The 15,070-nt window shown below is 70.5% G+C and carries 11 protein-coding genes; 4 read left to right on the top strand and 7 right to left on the bottom strand.

The features are described 5' to 3' along the window. Positions 1-10 precede the first annotated feature (10 nt). The 5 genes from whiA to AC4BEG_RS26645 all read right to left on the bottom strand — a co-directional run bounded on the left by whiA (position 11) and on the right by AC4BEG_RS26645 (position 5,673). Positions 11-1,000 carry a DNA-binding protein WhiA gene (gene whiA / locus AC4BEG_RS26665; RefSeq protein WP_201874257.1) on the bottom strand — a complete coding sequence of 330 codons (990 nt, stop codon included), beginning with the start codon at positions 998-1,000 and terminating at the stop codon, positions 11-13. After that, a complete protein-coding gene (locus AC4BEG_RS26660) occupies positions 991-2,010 on the bottom strand; it encodes a gluconeogenesis factor YvcK family protein (RefSeq protein ID WP_490702277.1) in 1,020 nt (339 codons plus the stop codon). The genes whiA and AC4BEG_RS26660 overlap by 10 nt, the downstream gene beginning before the upstream one ends. Beyond that, on the bottom strand, positions 2,007-2,963 hold the full coding sequence (gene rapZ / locus AC4BEG_RS26655) for an RNase adapter RapZ (protein WP_490702276.1): 957 nt from the start codon (positions 2,961-2,963) through the stop codon (positions 2,007-2,009). The genes AC4BEG_RS26660 and rapZ overlap by 4 nt, the downstream gene beginning before the upstream one ends. Further along, positions 2,960-5,137 (bottom strand): excinuclease ABC subunit UvrC, encoded by a 2,178-nt coding sequence (uvrC, locus tag AC4BEG_RS26650; RefSeq protein WP_490702275.1) that lies wholly within the window; start codon positions 5,135-5,137, stop codon positions 2,960-2,962. The genes rapZ and uvrC overlap by 4 nt, the downstream gene beginning before the upstream one ends. A 110-nt stretch (positions 5,138-5,247) precedes the next feature. Then, positions 5,248-5,673 carry a QcrA and Rieske domain-containing protein gene (locus tag AC4BEG_RS26645; RefSeq protein WP_490702274.1) on the bottom strand — a complete coding sequence of 142 codons (426 nt, stop codon included), beginning with the start codon at positions 5,671-5,673 and terminating at the stop codon, positions 5,248-5,250. A gap of 287 nt (positions 5,674-5,960) precedes the next feature. Here AC4BEG_RS26645 and AC4BEG_RS26640 point away from each other — a divergent pair, with 287 nt between their 5' ends. Together AC4BEG_RS26640 and AC4BEG_RS26635 are read left to right on the top strand one after the other, a co-directional pair. Beyond that, positions 5,961-6,959 (top strand): LacI family DNA-binding transcriptional regulator, encoded by a 999-nt coding sequence (locus AC4BEG_RS26640; protein ID WP_490702273.1) that lies wholly within the window; start codon positions 5,961-5,963, stop codon positions 6,957-6,959. Positions 6,960-6,992: 33 nt separating this feature from the next. Beyond that, positions 6,993-7,961 (top strand): carbohydrate kinase family protein, encoded by a 969-nt coding sequence (locus AC4BEG_RS26635; protein WP_490702272.1) that lies wholly within the window; start codon positions 6,993-6,995, stop codon positions 7,959-7,961. An 85-nt stretch (positions 7,962-8,046) separates the two neighbouring features. On the opposite strand, the gene uvrA is transcribed toward AC4BEG_RS26635, so the two are convergent. Further along, positions 8,047-11,067 carry an excinuclease ABC subunit UvrA gene (gene uvrA, locus AC4BEG_RS26630; protein WP_490702271.1) on the bottom strand — a complete coding sequence of 1,007 codons (3,021 nt, stop codon included), beginning with the start codon at positions 11,065-11,067 and terminating at the stop codon, positions 8,047-8,049. 468 nt (positions 11,068-11,535) lie between these two features. Between uvrA and AC4BEG_RS26625 the strand changes: the two genes are divergently transcribed. Together AC4BEG_RS26625 and AC4BEG_RS26620 are read left to right on the top strand one after the other, a co-directional pair. Then, on the top strand, positions 11,536-12,192 hold the full coding sequence (locus tag AC4BEG_RS26625) for an MBL fold metallo-hydrolase (RefSeq protein ID WP_490702270.1): 657 nt from the start codon (positions 11,536-11,538) through the stop codon (positions 12,190-12,192). A gap of 90 nt (positions 12,193-12,282) precedes the next feature. Then, a complete protein-coding gene (locus AC4BEG_RS26620) occupies positions 12,283-13,617 on the top strand; it encodes an MFS transporter (protein WP_490702269.1) in 1,335 nt (444 codons plus the stop codon). Between the two features lie 144 nt (positions 13,618-13,761). On the opposite strand, the gene AC4BEG_RS26615 is transcribed toward AC4BEG_RS26620, so the two are convergent. After that, positions 13,762-14,796, bottom strand: a complete 1,035-nt coding sequence (locus AC4BEG_RS26615; RefSeq protein WP_490702268.1) for a TerC family protein — start codon at positions 14,794-14,796, stop codon at positions 13,762-13,764. Between the last annotated feature and the right edge of the window lie 274 nt (positions 14,797-15,070).

Raw genomic sequence — 15,070 nt, 5'->3', positions numbered from 1 at the left:
CGGGGCCAGGTCAGCCGACCATGCCCTCGGCCATCTCGTCGGTCAGGCTCGACTCGGTGCCGGGGATGCCCAGGTCCTGGGCGCGCTTGTCGGCCATGGCCAGCAGCCGTCGGATCCGGCCCGCGACCGCGTCCTTGGTCAGCGGCGGGTCGGCGAGAGCGCCCAGCTCCTCCAGCGACGCCTGCTTGTGCTCCATACGCAGCCGCCCGGCGGCGGCGAGGTGCTCGGGCACCTCATCGCCGAGGATCTCCAGGGCGCGCTGCACCCGGGCCCCGGCGGCGACGGCGGCGCGGGCCGAACGGCGCAGATTGGCGTCGTCGAAGTTGGCCAGCCGGTTGGCGGTGGCCCGGACCTCGCGGCGCATCCGCCGTTCCTCCCAGGCGAGCACCGACTCATGCGCCCCCAGCCGCGTCAACAGCGCGCCGATGGCATCACCGTCCCGGACGACCACCCGGTCCACTCCGCGGACCTCGCGGGCCTTGGCGGCGATCTGGAGCCGGCGGGCGGCGCCGACCAGCGCCAGCGCGGCCTCCGGCCCGGGGCAGGTCACCTCGAGCGAGGAGGAGCGGCCCGGCTCGGTGAGCGAGCCATGGGCGAGGAAGGCGCCGCGCCAGGCGGCCTCGGCGTCACAGGTGGCGCCGGAGACGACCTGCGGCGGCAGCCCGCGGATCGGCCGGCCGCGGCCGTCGACCAGGCCGGTCTGCCGGGCCAGCTGGTCACCGCCCGCCACCACCCGCACCACGTACCGGCTGCCGCGGCGCAAACCGCCGGGGGCCATCACCACCAGATCGGAGGAGTGACCGAAGATCTCCAGGATGTCCTTGCGGACCCGGCGGGCGGCGATGCCCGTATCCAGCTCCGCCTCGATCACGATGCGCCCGCTGACCAGGTGCAGACCGCCCGCGAACCGCAGGATCGCCGAGACCTCCGCTTTCCGGCAGCAGGTGCGGGTGACGGGGAGCCGGGAGATTTCATCCTTCACCGCTGCCGTCATCGCCATGGGCCGATCCTTCCATGCATCCGAAAAATACGGTCGTACGCGGCCGCCAGAAGCTCCGGGTCATGCTTCGGGGCACCGTCGGTCGCGGCCACCGGCGCCAGCTCGACCGTGCCGCCCAGCCGCTTCGCGGCGTCGCACAGACTGCTCTGGTCGGGAACGGCGGCCTCGTCGGCCAGCACCACGTCGAAGGCGAGTTTAGGGGCGTGTCGGGCCAAAACCTCCAAATGACGCTGCGGGGAGAAGCCATCGGTTTCGCCCGGCTGGGGGGCGAGGTTCAGCGAGAGCACGCGGCGGGCCTTGGTGTCGGTGAGCGCCTGGAGCAGGTCCGGGACCAGCAGATGCGGGATGACGGAGGAGAACCAGGAGCCGGGCCCGAGGACCACCCAGTCGGCGTCCATGACCGCCTCGACGGCCTCGGGCACGGCGGGCGGGTCGTGCGGCACCAGATGCACCGACTGGACCTCACCCGGGGTGAGCGCCACGGTCGCCTGCCCCGCGACCGTGGAGACCTCCTCGGGACGGGCCGGGTCATGGCCGCGCACATACGCCTGGAGCTCCAGCGGCACGGCCGACATCGGCAGCACCCGGCCGTGCGCGCCCAGCAGCTTGCCCACCAGGTCCAGCGCCTTCACATGGTCGCCCAGCTGCTCCCAGAGGGCGACGATCAGCAGATTGCCGACCGCGTGGCCGTGCAGCTCGCCCTCGCTGATGAAACGGTGCTGGATCACCCGGGCCCAGGTCTGGCCCCAGTCGTCGTCCCCGCAGAGCGCGGCCAGCGCCTTGCGGAGATCGCCGGGCGGCAGCACGTCCAGCTCGTCGCGGAGCCGTCCGCTGGAGCCCCCGTCGTCGGCCACGGTGACAACAGCGGTGAGATCGCCGGTGATCCGGCGCAACGCGGCGAGCGACGCGGACAGGCCCATCCCGCCGCCGAGCGCCACGACCTTGGGCTGGGCGCCCCGGGTCGTCCGGGCGCCGACCAGCCGCCGCAGCCGCCTGGACCGGATCGTCACTCGCGCCCCATGTCACGGTGGACGAGCACGGTCTCGACGCCCTCGGCGGCCAGCCGGGGGGCGAGCCGCTCGGACATCGCGACGCTGCGGTGCTTACCGCCGGTGCAGCCGATGGCGATGGTCACATAGCGCTTGCCCTCGCGGCGGTAGCCCGCGGCGATGAGCTGGAGCAGCTCGGCGTAGCGGTCGAGGAACTCCTTGGCGCCCGGCTGGTTGAACACATAGCTGGACACCTCCTCGTTGAGCCCGGTGAAGGGGCGCAGCTCCGGAACCCAGTGCGGATTGGGCAGGAAGCGGCAGTCCACCACCAGATCGGCGTCGACGGGCAGGCCGTACTTGTAGCCGAAGGACATCACGGTGGCCCGCAGCTCGGGCTCCTCCTCACCCGCGAACTGGGCGTCCATCTTGGCGCGCAGCTCGTGCACGTTCAGGCTGGAGGTGTCGATCACCAGGTCGGCATCGCCGCGCAGCTCACGCAGCAGATCGCGCTCGGCGGCGATACCGTCCACGATCCGGCCGTCGCCCTGGAGGGGGTGCGGACGGCGCACGGACTCGAAACGGCGCACCAGCGCCTCGTCGGACGCCTCCAGGAACAGCACGCGCCGCTTGACCTTCTTGGCGGCCAGGTCCGCGAGGGACTCACGGAGGTTGTCGAAGAAACGGCGGCCGCGGACGTCCACCACCACGGCGATCCGGGCCACATTGCCCTGGGAGCGGGCGCCGAGGTCGACCATGGTGGGGATCAGTGCGGGCGGAAGATTGTCCACGACGAACCAGCCGAGGTCCTCCAGACACTTGGCGGCGGTGCTGCGGCCCGCGCCGGACATTCCAGAGATGATCACCAGCTCGGGAATGGCCGCCGCCTCGGCGCCGCCCTCTCCCGTCGTGCCCGTCTTCACCTGCGCTCCGTCTCCGTGGTTATCGTGCTCTGTGATGCTCTCGTGCTCTGTCATGATCTCGTCCCCCGATTCACCGATGGCGCCGCGTTCGCGGCCTCATCCTCAATGATCTCTCCTGTGGCGGTATTCACCGCCGGGGCGGCCGGGGCCGCCTGGGTGAGGGCGGCGGCCACCGTCTCCGCCGTCTTGCGGCCCACGCCGGGTACCTCGCAGATCTGCTCGATGGTGGCGGCGCGCAGCCGTTTGAGGGACCCGAAGTGCTTCAGCAGTGCCTGCTTGCGGCTCTCGCCCAGCCCCGGGACGGCGTCCAGCGGTCCGGCCTTCATGGACTTGGCGCGCTTGCTGCGCTGGTAGGAGATGGCGAAGCGATGGGCCTCGTCACGGATCCGCTGCAACAGATAGAGCCCCTCGCTGCTGCGGGGCAGCACCACCGGGTCGTTCTCGCCGGGCAGCCAGACCTCCTCCAGCCGCTTGGCGAGGCCGCAGACGGCCACGTCATCGATGCCCAGCTCGTCCAGGGCCCGCTGGGCGGCGGCGACCTGCGGCTGTCCTCCGTCGACCACCACGAGCTGCGGGGGGTAGGCGAACCGCTTGGGACGGCCGTTGTCGTCGAGCGAGCCGGAGGACTCCCCTGAACCGTCGGGGGCCGTGTCCTGGGGAGCGGCGATCCCGTCGGGGGCCGGTCCCTGGGGGGTGACGGGCTCGGGGGCCGTGGCCTGAGCGGTGACGGGCTCGGGAGTCGTGGCCTGAGCGGTGGCAGGCTCGGGGGCCGTGTCCGGGGCGGTGACGGGCTCCTCGCGGGGCTCCTCCTCCCACTCCCCCGTCCGCTGCTTCTCCTGGAGATAGCGGCGGAAGCGGCGGCCGACCACCTCGTGCATGGAACGTACGTCGTCCTGCCCGGCGAAGCTCTTGATCTGGAAGCGGCGGTACTCGCTCTTCCTGGCGAGCCCGTCTTCGAAGACCACCATGGAGGCCACCACGTCATCGCCCTGGAGATGGGAGATGTCGAAGCACTCGACGCGCAGCGGCGCGGAGTCCAGGTCCAGGGCGACCGCGATCTCCTCCAGCGCCCGGGAACGCGTGGTCAGATCGGAGGCGCGCTTGGTCTTGTGCAGTGCCAGCGCCTGCTGGGCGTTTCGCTGCACGGTGGCCATCAGGTCCTTCTTGTCGCCGCGCTGCGGGATGCGCAGATCGACCCGGGAGCCCCTGCGGTCGGTGAGCCACTGGGCGACCGGCTCGGCCGGGTCGGGCATGGCGGGCACCAGCACCTCCTTGGGCACCGCGTCGCCCCGCTCCTCGCCGTAGAGCTGTTGCAGGGCGTGCTCGACGAGATCGGCGGTGTCCACGGCCTCGACCTTGTCGGTGACCCAGCCGCGCTGACCGCGCACCCGGCCGCCGCGCACATGGAAGATCTGGACGGCTGCCTCCAGCTCGTCCTCGGCGACCGCTATCAGATCGGCGTCCGTCGCGTCGGCGAGCACCACCGCGTTCTTCTCCATGGCGCGCTTGAGCGCCCCTATGTCGTCACGCAGCCGGGCGGCCTTCTCATACTCCAGCTCCTCGGCCGCCTCCTGCATCCGCTGCTCCAGGCGGCGCAGATAGGTGCCGGTGCGCCCGGCCATGAAGTCGCAGAACTCCTCGGCCAGTTCACGGTGTTCCTCGGCGGTGACCCGGCCGACGCAGGGGGCCGAGCACTTGCCGATGTAACCCAGCAGACAGGGCCGGCCGATCTGGGCGGAGCGCTTGAACACCCCTGCGGAGCAGGTGCGGACGGGGAACACCCGCAGCATCAGATCGACGGTCTCGCGGATGGCCCAGGCATGGGCGTACGGGCCGAAATAGCGCACGCCCTTCTTCTTGGGACCGCGCATGACCTGGACCCGGGGGAATTCCTCGTTGAGCGTGACCGCGAGGGACGGATAGCTCTTGTCGTCACGGTATTTGACGTTGAACCGGGGATCGAACTCCTTGATCCACGAATACTCGAGCTGTAGCGCCTCGACCTCGGTGGAGACCACGGTCCACTCGACCGCGGCGGCCGTGGTGACCATGGTGCGGGTGCGCGGGTGAAGATTGGCGAGGTCCTGGAAGTACGACGAAAGCCGCTGGCGCAGGCTCTTCGCCTTTCCGACGTAGATCACCCGGCCGTGCTCATCACGGAACTTGTACACCCCCGGCGAATCGGGGATCTGTCCCGGCTTGGGGCGGTAGCTGCTCGGGTCGGCCATGGTCACCACCCTACTTGCGGGGAGTGACAGTTCCGGCGCCCTTCGGCCGCGGGTCCGGGGGCATCCGGCCGCGGGTCCGGGGGTGTACGGGGCGTACGAACCAGTGGGGTTCAGGCGTCCGGGCCCGCGACGAGCTTCCCGCCCTTGGCCCTGACCGGGACGGAGGGCAGCGGCTCGGTGGCGGGGCCCTCGAGAACCTTGCCGGTCCGGGCATCGAACCGGCTGCCGTGGCAGGAGCAGCTGATCTTCCCGTCCTCGACCGCGTCCACCACACATCCGGCGTGCGTGCACACCGCGCTGAACGCCGTGTACGCACCGTCCGCGTCCCGGGCGACCACCACCCGGTCCTCGCGGTAGATCTTCGCGCCACCGGGCTGGACGGCGTCCGCCGCACCGAGGTCGACCGGTGCGGTGGGGGTGACCGGGGCCTTCGCACCCGCGCCGCCCGTGGAGCAGGCGGTGGCTCCGAGGCCCGCGGCACCGGCCAGTGCCGCGCCGCACAGCACGGTTCGTCGGGAGGCGGGCTTGCTGCTCATAGCGGGCTCCTGGTGGGGGGTCGTGGCGTAACGACGATACCGGCACAGATCCCTCAGCTTGCCACCGCGGTCCCGTGGCGGTGTCGCACGGTCCCGTGGTGGCGCCGACCGCGGCGTAAACGCTTGCGCAAGCGTTTACGTCATGCCCTCGACTGGTGTACGTTCCCCCGGCGGGCAGCACAAGTGGGCCCGGCACAACGGCCCTGCACAACGGCCCTGCACAACCGCACAGCACGGCAGCACAGCGGCGCGGCGACAACCGCGCGGGACAGCGAAAGGGACGGCGGATGACGACCATGGCGGATGTGGCCCGGCGTGCCGGCGTGTCCGTGGCCACCGTCTCGCATGTGCTCAACGAGACCCGGCCGGTGCGCCCGGACACCCGCCGGGCGGTCCTGGACGCCATCGACGCCCTCGGCTACACCCCGAACACGCTGGCGCGCTCCCTGGTCACCGCGCGTACCCGGTCGATCGGACTGGCCGTCTCGGCGATCAGCAATCCGTACTTCACCGAGATTCTGCAAGGGGTCGAGTCCCATGCCCTCGAACACGGCTACAGCCTGCTGATCGCCGATCCGCACGACGATCCCGCGCATGAGCGCAAGGTGGTCCAGCTGCTCCATGAGCGGCGGGTGGACGGTGTGATCGTGGCCCCGTCCGCCGAGCCCTCGGCGCTGGTGGAGTATCTGACCCGGCGTGAGGTGCCCGCGGTCTTCCTCGACCGGCTGGTGAGCGAGAGCCACGACCAGGTGTGCGCCGAGAACACCGCCCCGGTCGAGCAGTTGGTCCTCCATCTCGCCGACCTCGGCCACACCCGGATCGGCCTGGTCGCCGGGGAACCGGGGCTGAGCACCACCACCGAGCGGATCGCCGGTTACCGGACCGGGCTGCGCTCGCGCGGGCTGCCGTTCGCACCGGAGCTGCTGGCCGGTGGCCACTCCGCGGCCCAGGGCGCCGAGGAGGCCACGCACCGGCTGCTCGCCCTCCCCGAACCGCCCACCGCGATCATCACCGCGAACAACACCATGACCATCGGCGCGCTGCGCGCCCTGCGGGCGGCGGGTCTCGGCGTACCGGACGACATCGCGCTCGTCTGCTTCGACGACTTCTCCTGGGCCGATGTGTTCTCCCCCGGGCTCACCGCGATCGCCCAGCCCAGCCGGGAGATCGGCAGTGCCGCGCTGGGGCTGCTGCTCGACCGGCTGGCGGACCCGGCGCGGCCGCCCCGGACCGTCCGACTGCCCTGTTCCTTTGTCCATCGCACCTCCTGCGGCTGTGCCGCCTGAGCCCCCGGTCCGCACCAGGAAAGGATCCGTCCCGTGATCGTCGTCGCCGGAGAAGCCCTGATCGACCTTGTGCCCGGTGCTGCGCCCGGTGGTACGCCCGGTAGTACGCCGCCGGGTTCCCCGGCCGGTGGTGAGCTGCCCGCGCTGCTGCCCCGGCGCGGCGGCGGGCCGTACAACACCGCGATGGCGCTGGCGCGGCTGGGTTCGCCCACCGCGTTCTGCTCACGGGTGTCCACCGACAGCTTCGGTGAGGCGCTGCTGTCCGGGCTGCGGGCGGACGGGGTGGACACCGCGCTGGTGCAGCGCGGCCCGGAGCCCACCACTCTCGCGGTCGCCTCCATCAGCGCCGATGGCTCGGCGGGATACGGCTTCTATGTCGAGGGCACCGCGGACCGGCTGTTCGAGCTGCCCGGGGCGCTGCCCGACGGGGTCACCGCTCTGTCGCTGGGCACCTGTTCGCTGGTGCTGGAGCCGGGCGCCAGCGCGTACGAGGCGCTGCTGCGGCGTGAGGCGGAGCGCGGGGTCTTCACGGCGCTGGATCCCAATATCCGCACCGGTCTGATCGCGGACGCGGACGCCTACCGGGCGCGCTTCCGCGGCTGGCTGCCGTATGTCGGGCTGCTGAAGCTGTCGGTCGAGGACGCGGCCTGGCTGGCGGGCACCGATGATGTGGACGCGGCCGTACGGGAGTGGCTGGCGGCGGGTCCGGCCGCGGTGGTGCTGACTCATGGCGGGGACGGGATCAGTGTGCGGCGCCAGGACGGCAGTGGCTGCGCGGTACCGGGTGAGCGGGTGGAGATCGTGGACACCATCGGCGCGGGCGACACCGTGAACGCCGCGCTGCTCCACCGGCTCGCGGCGCATCACGCGCTGTCGGCGCCCGCGCTCGCCAAGCTGGACGAGGCGGCCTGGCGGGATGTGCTGGGCTTCGCGGCGCGGGCCGCCGCGATCACCTGCTCACGCCCGGGTGCCGAACCGCCCTACGCCGCCGAGCTGACCTGACGCCGCCCCCGGGGCCCCGGTGAGCCCCAACACCCGTGGCCCGGCCCGCCGTTCAGCACGGCCGGCCGGGCCACGGCTCATCTCGCTATCTGCCGGCCGCCTTCTTCGCCGCCACCGTCTTCTTGGCGGTGGTCTTCTTGGCAGCGGTCTTCTTGGCGGCCGTCTTCGCCGCCGTCTTGGCGGGCGCCTTCTTGGCCACGGTCTTCTTCGCGGTACCGCCGCTCTTGCCGCCGTTGCGCGCCGCGGGCACCATCGCGTCGCTCACCCGCTCGCCCAGCATGTCCCGCAGGAACTTCCCGGTGTGGCTGGCCGGGACGGAGGCCACGTTCTCCGGGGTGCCCTCGGCGATCACCAGACCACCGCCGCTGCCACCCTCGGGGCCCATGTCCACCACCCAGTCGGCCGTCTTGATCACATCGAGGTTGTGCTCGATGACGATCACCGTATTGCCCTTGTCGACCAGTCCGGAGAGCACGGTGATCAGTTTGCTGATGTCCTCGAAGTGCAGACCGGTGGTCGGCTCGTCGAGCACATAGACGGTGCGCCCGGTGGACCGCTTCTGGAGCTCGCTGGCCAGCTTGACGCGCTGGGCCTCACCACCGGAGAGGGTCGGCGCGGGCTGCCCCAGCCGGACGTAGCCGAGCCCCACCTCATTGAGCGTGCGCAGATGGCGGCTGATCGTAGGCACCGCCTCGAAGAAGTCGAGCGCCTCCTCGATGGGCATGTCCAGCACCTCGGCGATGGACTTGCCCTTGTAGTGCACCTCGAGGGTCTCCCGGTTGTAGCGCGCGCCGTGGCAGACCTCGCACGGCACATACACATCCGGCAGGAAGTTCATCTCGATCTTGATGGTGCCGTCACCGGAGCAGTTCTCGCAGCGGCCGCCCTTGACGTTGAAGGAGAAGCGGCCCGGCAGATAGCCGCGCACCTTCGCCTCCATCGTCTCGGCGAACAGCTTGCGCACATGGTCGAAGACACCGGTGTACGTGGCCGGGTTGGAGCGCGGGGTGCGGCCGATCGGTGACTGGTCGACATGCACCACCTTGTCGACCAGATCGTCACCGGCGACCCGGGTGTGCCGCCCGGGAACCGCCCGCGCGCCGTTCAGCTCACGGGCCAGATGGGTGTAGAGGATGTCGTTGACCAGGGTGGACTTACCCGAGCCCGAGACGCCGGTGACCGCGGTGAGCACCCCGAGCGGGAAGGACACATCGATGTCCTGGAGGTTGTTCTCCCGGGCGCCATGGACCGTCAGCTGCCGCTTGGGGTCCACCGGCCGCCGCATCGCGGGCAGCGCGATGGCCTTCTTGCCGGACAGATAGTGGCCGGTCATCGACTCCTTGTTGACCAGCAACTCGCTCAGCGGCCCGCTGTGGACCACCTTGCCGCCGTGCTCACCGGCGCCCGGACCGATGTCCACCACCCAGTCCGAGGTCTTGATGGTGTCCTCGTCGTGCTCCACCACGATCAGGGTGTTACCGAGGTCGCGCAGCCGCACCAGCGTCTCGATCAGCCGGTGGTTGTCACGCTGGTGCAGCCCGATCGAGGGCTCGTCCAGCACATAGAGCACACCGACCAGACCCGAGCCGATCTGGGTGGCCAGCCGGATACGCTGGGCCTCGCCACCGGAGAGGGTGCCCGCCGCGCGGTTCAGCGAGAGGTAGTCCAGGCCGACGTCGACCAGGAACCGCAGCCGCTCGTTGACCTCCTTGAGCACCCGCTCGGCGATGGTCTTCTCACGGGCGGTGAGCTTCATGTTCCGCAGGAACTCGGCGCAGTCGCTGATCGACATCGCGGAGACCTCCGCGATGGACCGGCCCTGCACGGTGACCGCGAGGACGATCGGCTTGAGCCGGGTGCCCTCACAGGTGGGGCAGGGCACCTCGCGCATATAGCCCTCGAACCGCTCCCGGCTGGAGTCGCTCTCCGCCTCAGAGTGGCGCCGCTTGACGAAGGGCACCGCCCCTTCGAAGGCGGTGGTGTAGGCGCGCTGACGGCCGTAGCGATTGCGGTAGCGGACCTCGATCTGGGTCTTGTGCCCGTTGAGCAGCGCCTTCTTGGCGCGCTGCGGCAGCCCGGCCCAGGGGATGTCGGTACGGAAGCCGAGCGCGTCGGCGAGCGCGCCGACCAGCCGCCCGAAGTAGTCCTTGGTGTGACCGTGGGACCAGGGGTGGATGGCGCCCTCGTCGAGCGACTTCTCCTCGTCCGGGATGATCAGCTCGGGGTCGACCTCCATCCGGGTGCCGATACCGGTGCACTCCGGGCAGGCGCCGAACGGTGAGTTGAAGGAGAAGGAGCGCGGCTCCAGCTCCTCGAAGGACAGGTCGTCGTACGGGCAGTAGAGGTGCTCGGAGAACATCCGCTCACGCTGCGGGTCGTCCTCATCGAGATCCACGAAGTCGAGGATCACCATGCCGCCGGAGAGCCCGAGCGCGGTCTCCACCGAGTCCGTCAGCCGCCGCTTGGCGCTGTCCTTGACGGTGAGGCGGTCGATGACCACCTCGATGGTGTGCTTCTCCTGCTTCTTCAGCTTCGGCGGGTCGGACAGATGGACGGTGGTGCCGTCCACCCGGGCCCGGCTGTATCCCTTGGCCTGAAGGTCGGAGAAGAGGTCGACGAACTCCCCCTTGCGCTCGCGCACCAGCGGGGAGAGCACCTGGAAGCGGCTGCCCTCGGGCAGCTCCAGCACCCGGTCCACGATCGCCTGCGGTGACTGGCGGGCGATCGGACGGCCGCACTCGGGGCAGTGCGGCTTGCCGATCCGGGCGAACAGCAGCCGGAGGTAGTCGTAGACCTCGGTGATGGTGCCGACCGTGGAGCGCGGATTGCGCGAGGTGGACTTCTGGTCGATGGACACCGCCGGGGACAGGCCCTCGATGAAGTCCACATCGGGCTTGTCCATCTGGCCCAGGAACTGACGGGCGTAGGAGGAGAGCGACTCGACGTAGCGGCGCTGCCCCTCGGCGAAGATCGTGTCGAACGCGAGGGACGACTTGCCCGACCCGGACAGACCGGTGAAGACGATGAGCGAGTCACGCGGGAGGTCGAGCGAGACGTTCTTGAGGTTGTGCTCACGAGCGCCACGGACGATGAGACGGTCGGCCACGCCGGTCGGCACCTTTCTTGAGAGAGGTGGGTGCGCCGGGCCCGCTCCCGGGGCTCCCTGCCGACAAGCAGGAACGGAGCGGAGCGAAGCCCCCAGACCAAGAGTATGGGGGCGCCACGGCGGTGTCTTAAGGATGGTGTCTTAAGGATGCAGCACACCGAGCCTATAGCACGCACATTCGATTTGCGGGACTGGTGAGCCGGGTTCACCCGATCGTGTAGCCCGCACTACGGTCGGGACATGATCGACTACGCACGGGGCGCCGCCGTCGGCCGCACCGTGGCGGACACCGCGGCGGATCCGCCGACCGATTCGTCGAGCGCCGGCCCGACGTCCTCACTTCTTCAAGGTTCGCGGGGCACCCCGGTATTCCCCCGCCGCGGCTGACCGTTCCCGGCCCGGATCCGGTCCGCCGGGGCGGCCCCCTGCCCGTACTCCCGCCGCCGGACAGGGCCTAGGCTTGAGGCCATGACCTACAGCGGAGCGGTGACGGTCGGCGGACCGGCGGATGTGCACGAACTGACCGATCTCATGATCTCGAAGGTCGCGGTCGGACCCATGCACAACAACGCCTATCTGCTGCGCTGCCGGGCCACCGACGAGCAGCTGCTGATCGACGCCGCGGCCGAGCCGCGCACCCTGCTCTCCCTCATCGGCGACAGCGGCATCGCGTCCGTGGTCACCACCCACCGCCACCAGGACCACTGGGGCGCGCTGCGCGAGGTGCGGGAGGCCACCGGCGCCCGTACCTACGCGGGCCGCTACGACGCGGAGGGCATCCCGGTGCCCACCGATGTCCTGGTGGAGGACGGCGATACGCTGCGCGTCGGCCGGGTCGAGCTGACCGCCCGCCATCTGGTCGGCCACACCCCGGGCAGCATCGCGCTGGTCTACGACGACCCGCACGGCCACCCCCATGTGTTCACCGGTGACTGCCTCTTCCCCGGCGGGGTCGGCAACACCCACAAGGACCCGAAGGCGTTCGAGAGCCTGATCAACGACGTCGAGACCAAGCTCTTCGACCGGCTGCCGGACGAGACCTGGGTCTACCCCGGCCACGGTGACGACACCACGCTCGGCGCCGAGCGCCCGCAGCTGGGCGAATGGCGCACGCGCGGCTGGTAGCGACCCCCACGCGCCACCGGAGCCCCCTACCCCTCCGCACGCCTGCCGTGCGCCCCGTAACCGCTGGAGGGCGGCCGGGGTTGGCGCGGCATGCACCCTGACCGCTCCCCGTCCCTGGCCCGACTCGCGGCCGCGGCCCTGGCCGGTACCGCGATCGAGTTCTACGACTTCTTCGCCTACGGCACGGCCGCGGCCCTCGTCCTCGGCCCGCTGTTCTTCCCCACCTTCTCGCCGCTGGCCGGGACTCTCGCCGCCTTCTCCACCTTCGCCGTCGGCTTCATCGCGCGGCCGCTCGGCTCCCTGCTCTTCGGGCCGATCGGGGACCGCCACGGGCGGCGGCCGGTCCTGGTCGCCTCGCTGCTGCTGACCGGTCTGGCCACGGTCGCGGTGGGCTTTGTGCCCACGTACGACTCCATCGGGATCGCCGCCCCGGCGCTGCTGCTGGTCCTGCGCTTCCTCCAGGGGCTCGGCGTCGGCGGCGAATGGGGCGGTGCGGTGCTGCTGACCGCCGAGCACGCGCCCGCGCGGCGGCGCGGGCTGTGGTCGGGCTTTCCGCAGATCGGCCCGTCCATCGGGTTTCTGCTGGCCAACGGGACCATGCTGGCCCTGTCGGCGGGGCTGAGCGATGCCTCGTTCCGCTCCTGGGGATGGCGGGTGCCGTTCTGGGCCGCGGGGGTGCTGGCGGGCGCCGGGCTGCTGCTGCGTACGCGGCTGACCGAGACCCCGCGCTTCCGGGAGCTGGCCGAGCAGGGCGAGCGGGCCACCGCGCCGCTGGCCGAGGTGGTGCGCGGCCACTGGCGGCTGGTGCTGCTCACCGCGGGCGGGCTGGCGGTCGGCTACGCCGTCTTCTACGCGGTCACCACCTGGTCGCTGGTGTACGGCACGGAAGAGCTCGGCGTGGACCGTACGGTGATGCTGGGCTGCATCATGGGGGCGGTGGCGGTGTTGGGCGCCTTGACCCCGCTGGCGGCTCATCTCGGCGACCGCTTCGGACGCCGGCCGATGTGTCTGACGGGCTGCGCGGCCACGATGGTGTGGATGTTCCCGATGATCGCGCTGCTGCGCACCGGGGAGCCGCCGCTGATGTTCCTGGCGTTCGCGGTGGCGCTGCTCTGCTTCATCAGCATGTTCGCGGTGATCTCGGCGTATCTGCCAGAGCTGTACGCGGCGCGGGTGCGCTGCACGGGTGCCGCGGTCGGCTACAACCTCGGGGGTGTGCTGGGCGGGGCGCTCACCCCGGTGGTGGCGACGGCGCTGTCGCGCGGCGACGGCCCGCCGTGGGGCGTGGCCGGGTATCTGACCGCGGTCGCACTGCTCAGCCTGGGCTGTTTCGCGCTGCTGCCCGAGACCCGGCCGACGGCCGACCGTCCCCCGGAGGGGCGGCCGGCCGTACGGCCCCTGGAGACAGGAGAGGCGCCCGCCTGATGGAGGGGGCGCCTGTCCCGGGCGCGCGCACCGGGTGCGTCGGAGTGGGCGCCGGGCGGGGCGCCCGCACCGGTGCGTCGGAGTTGCGCGCCTGGCGGGGGAGTCGGACGGGGGCGTGCGGGATGGTTCACGCCCCCGCGTGGGTCAGATGTCCACGCTGTCCTTCTCCCGCTTCGGGTCCTCGGCCGCGACCGCGGGCTTCGGGTCCTCGGCCGTGGCTCCGGCCTCCGCCGCGGCCTGCTTCTTCGAGGCGTAGAGGCTGGTGACCGTGGTGACCGCGAGCACCGCGCAGATGACGCCCAGCGAGACCGGGATGCTGATCTCGGGGACGTGCACCCCGGACTCGTGCAGCGCGTGCAGCACCAGCTTCACACCGATGAAGCCGAGGATGACCGACAGCCCGTACGAGAGGTGGACCAGCTTCTTGAGCAGTCCGCCGATGAGGAAGTACAGCTGGCGCAGACCCATCAGGGCGAAGGCGTTGGCGGTGAAGACGATGTACGGGTCCTGGGTGAGGCCGAAGATCGCGGGTATCGAGTCCAGGGCGAACAGGACGTCCGTGGTGCCGATCGCCAGCATGACGACCAGCATCGGGGTCATCAGCCGCTTGCCGTTCTCCACGATGAACAGCTTGGTGCCGTGGTACTTGTCGGTGGACGGGAAGCGCCGCTCGACCGCCTTCAGCAGGCGGTTCTCCTCGAACTCCTCTTCCTCCTCACCGGATCGCGCCTCCTGGATGAGCTTCCAGGCCGTCCAGATGAGGAAGGCGCCGAAGAGGTAGAAGACCCAGGAGAAGTTGGAGATGATCGCCGCGCCTCCGGCGATGAAGACCGCGCGCAGCACCAGCGCGATCAGCACACCGACCATCAGCACCCGCTGCTGATAGATCGTCGGCACCGCGAACTTCGCCATGATCAGGACGAAGACGAAGAGGTTGTCGACGCTCAGCGACTTCTCGGTGATGAAGCCCGCGAAGAACTCCCCGGCGGGCTGACCGCCTCCGAAGAACAGCAGGCCGAGGCCGAAGAGCCCGGCGAGGACGACCCAGACGGCGGTCCAGATCCCGGCCTCCTTGAGGGAGACCTCATGCGGCTTGCGGCCGCCGATGAAGAAGTCGACGGCGATGAGGGCACTGAGACCGGCGATGGTCAGTGCCCACACGGTCAGGGAGATATCCACTGTTCCTCCGGCATGTATGCGGCAGTTTCAGCGTGTCGCTGCCGGAGGTCTCTTCCGCCCGCGCATCCGCTCGGGCCGATGCCCCGGGATCTTGTCCGGCCTCACAGGAAGCCGACCGTGATCCGTATTGACGGGAACACCGCGTGGGAGTACTCCCCTCCGCACGGAAGAGAGTACAGGAATACCCATGGAAGAGTAAAGAAAAAGATAAACGCCCAGGTCAGAGAGGTTTACCAATGCATTACGCAGTCCAAAGAGCACCCGCGGTGACCGG

It is taken from the genome of Streptomyces sp. JLBJ103 (assembly GCF_058215575.1).
This window is presented reverse-complemented; position numbering and strand designations above follow the sequence as displayed.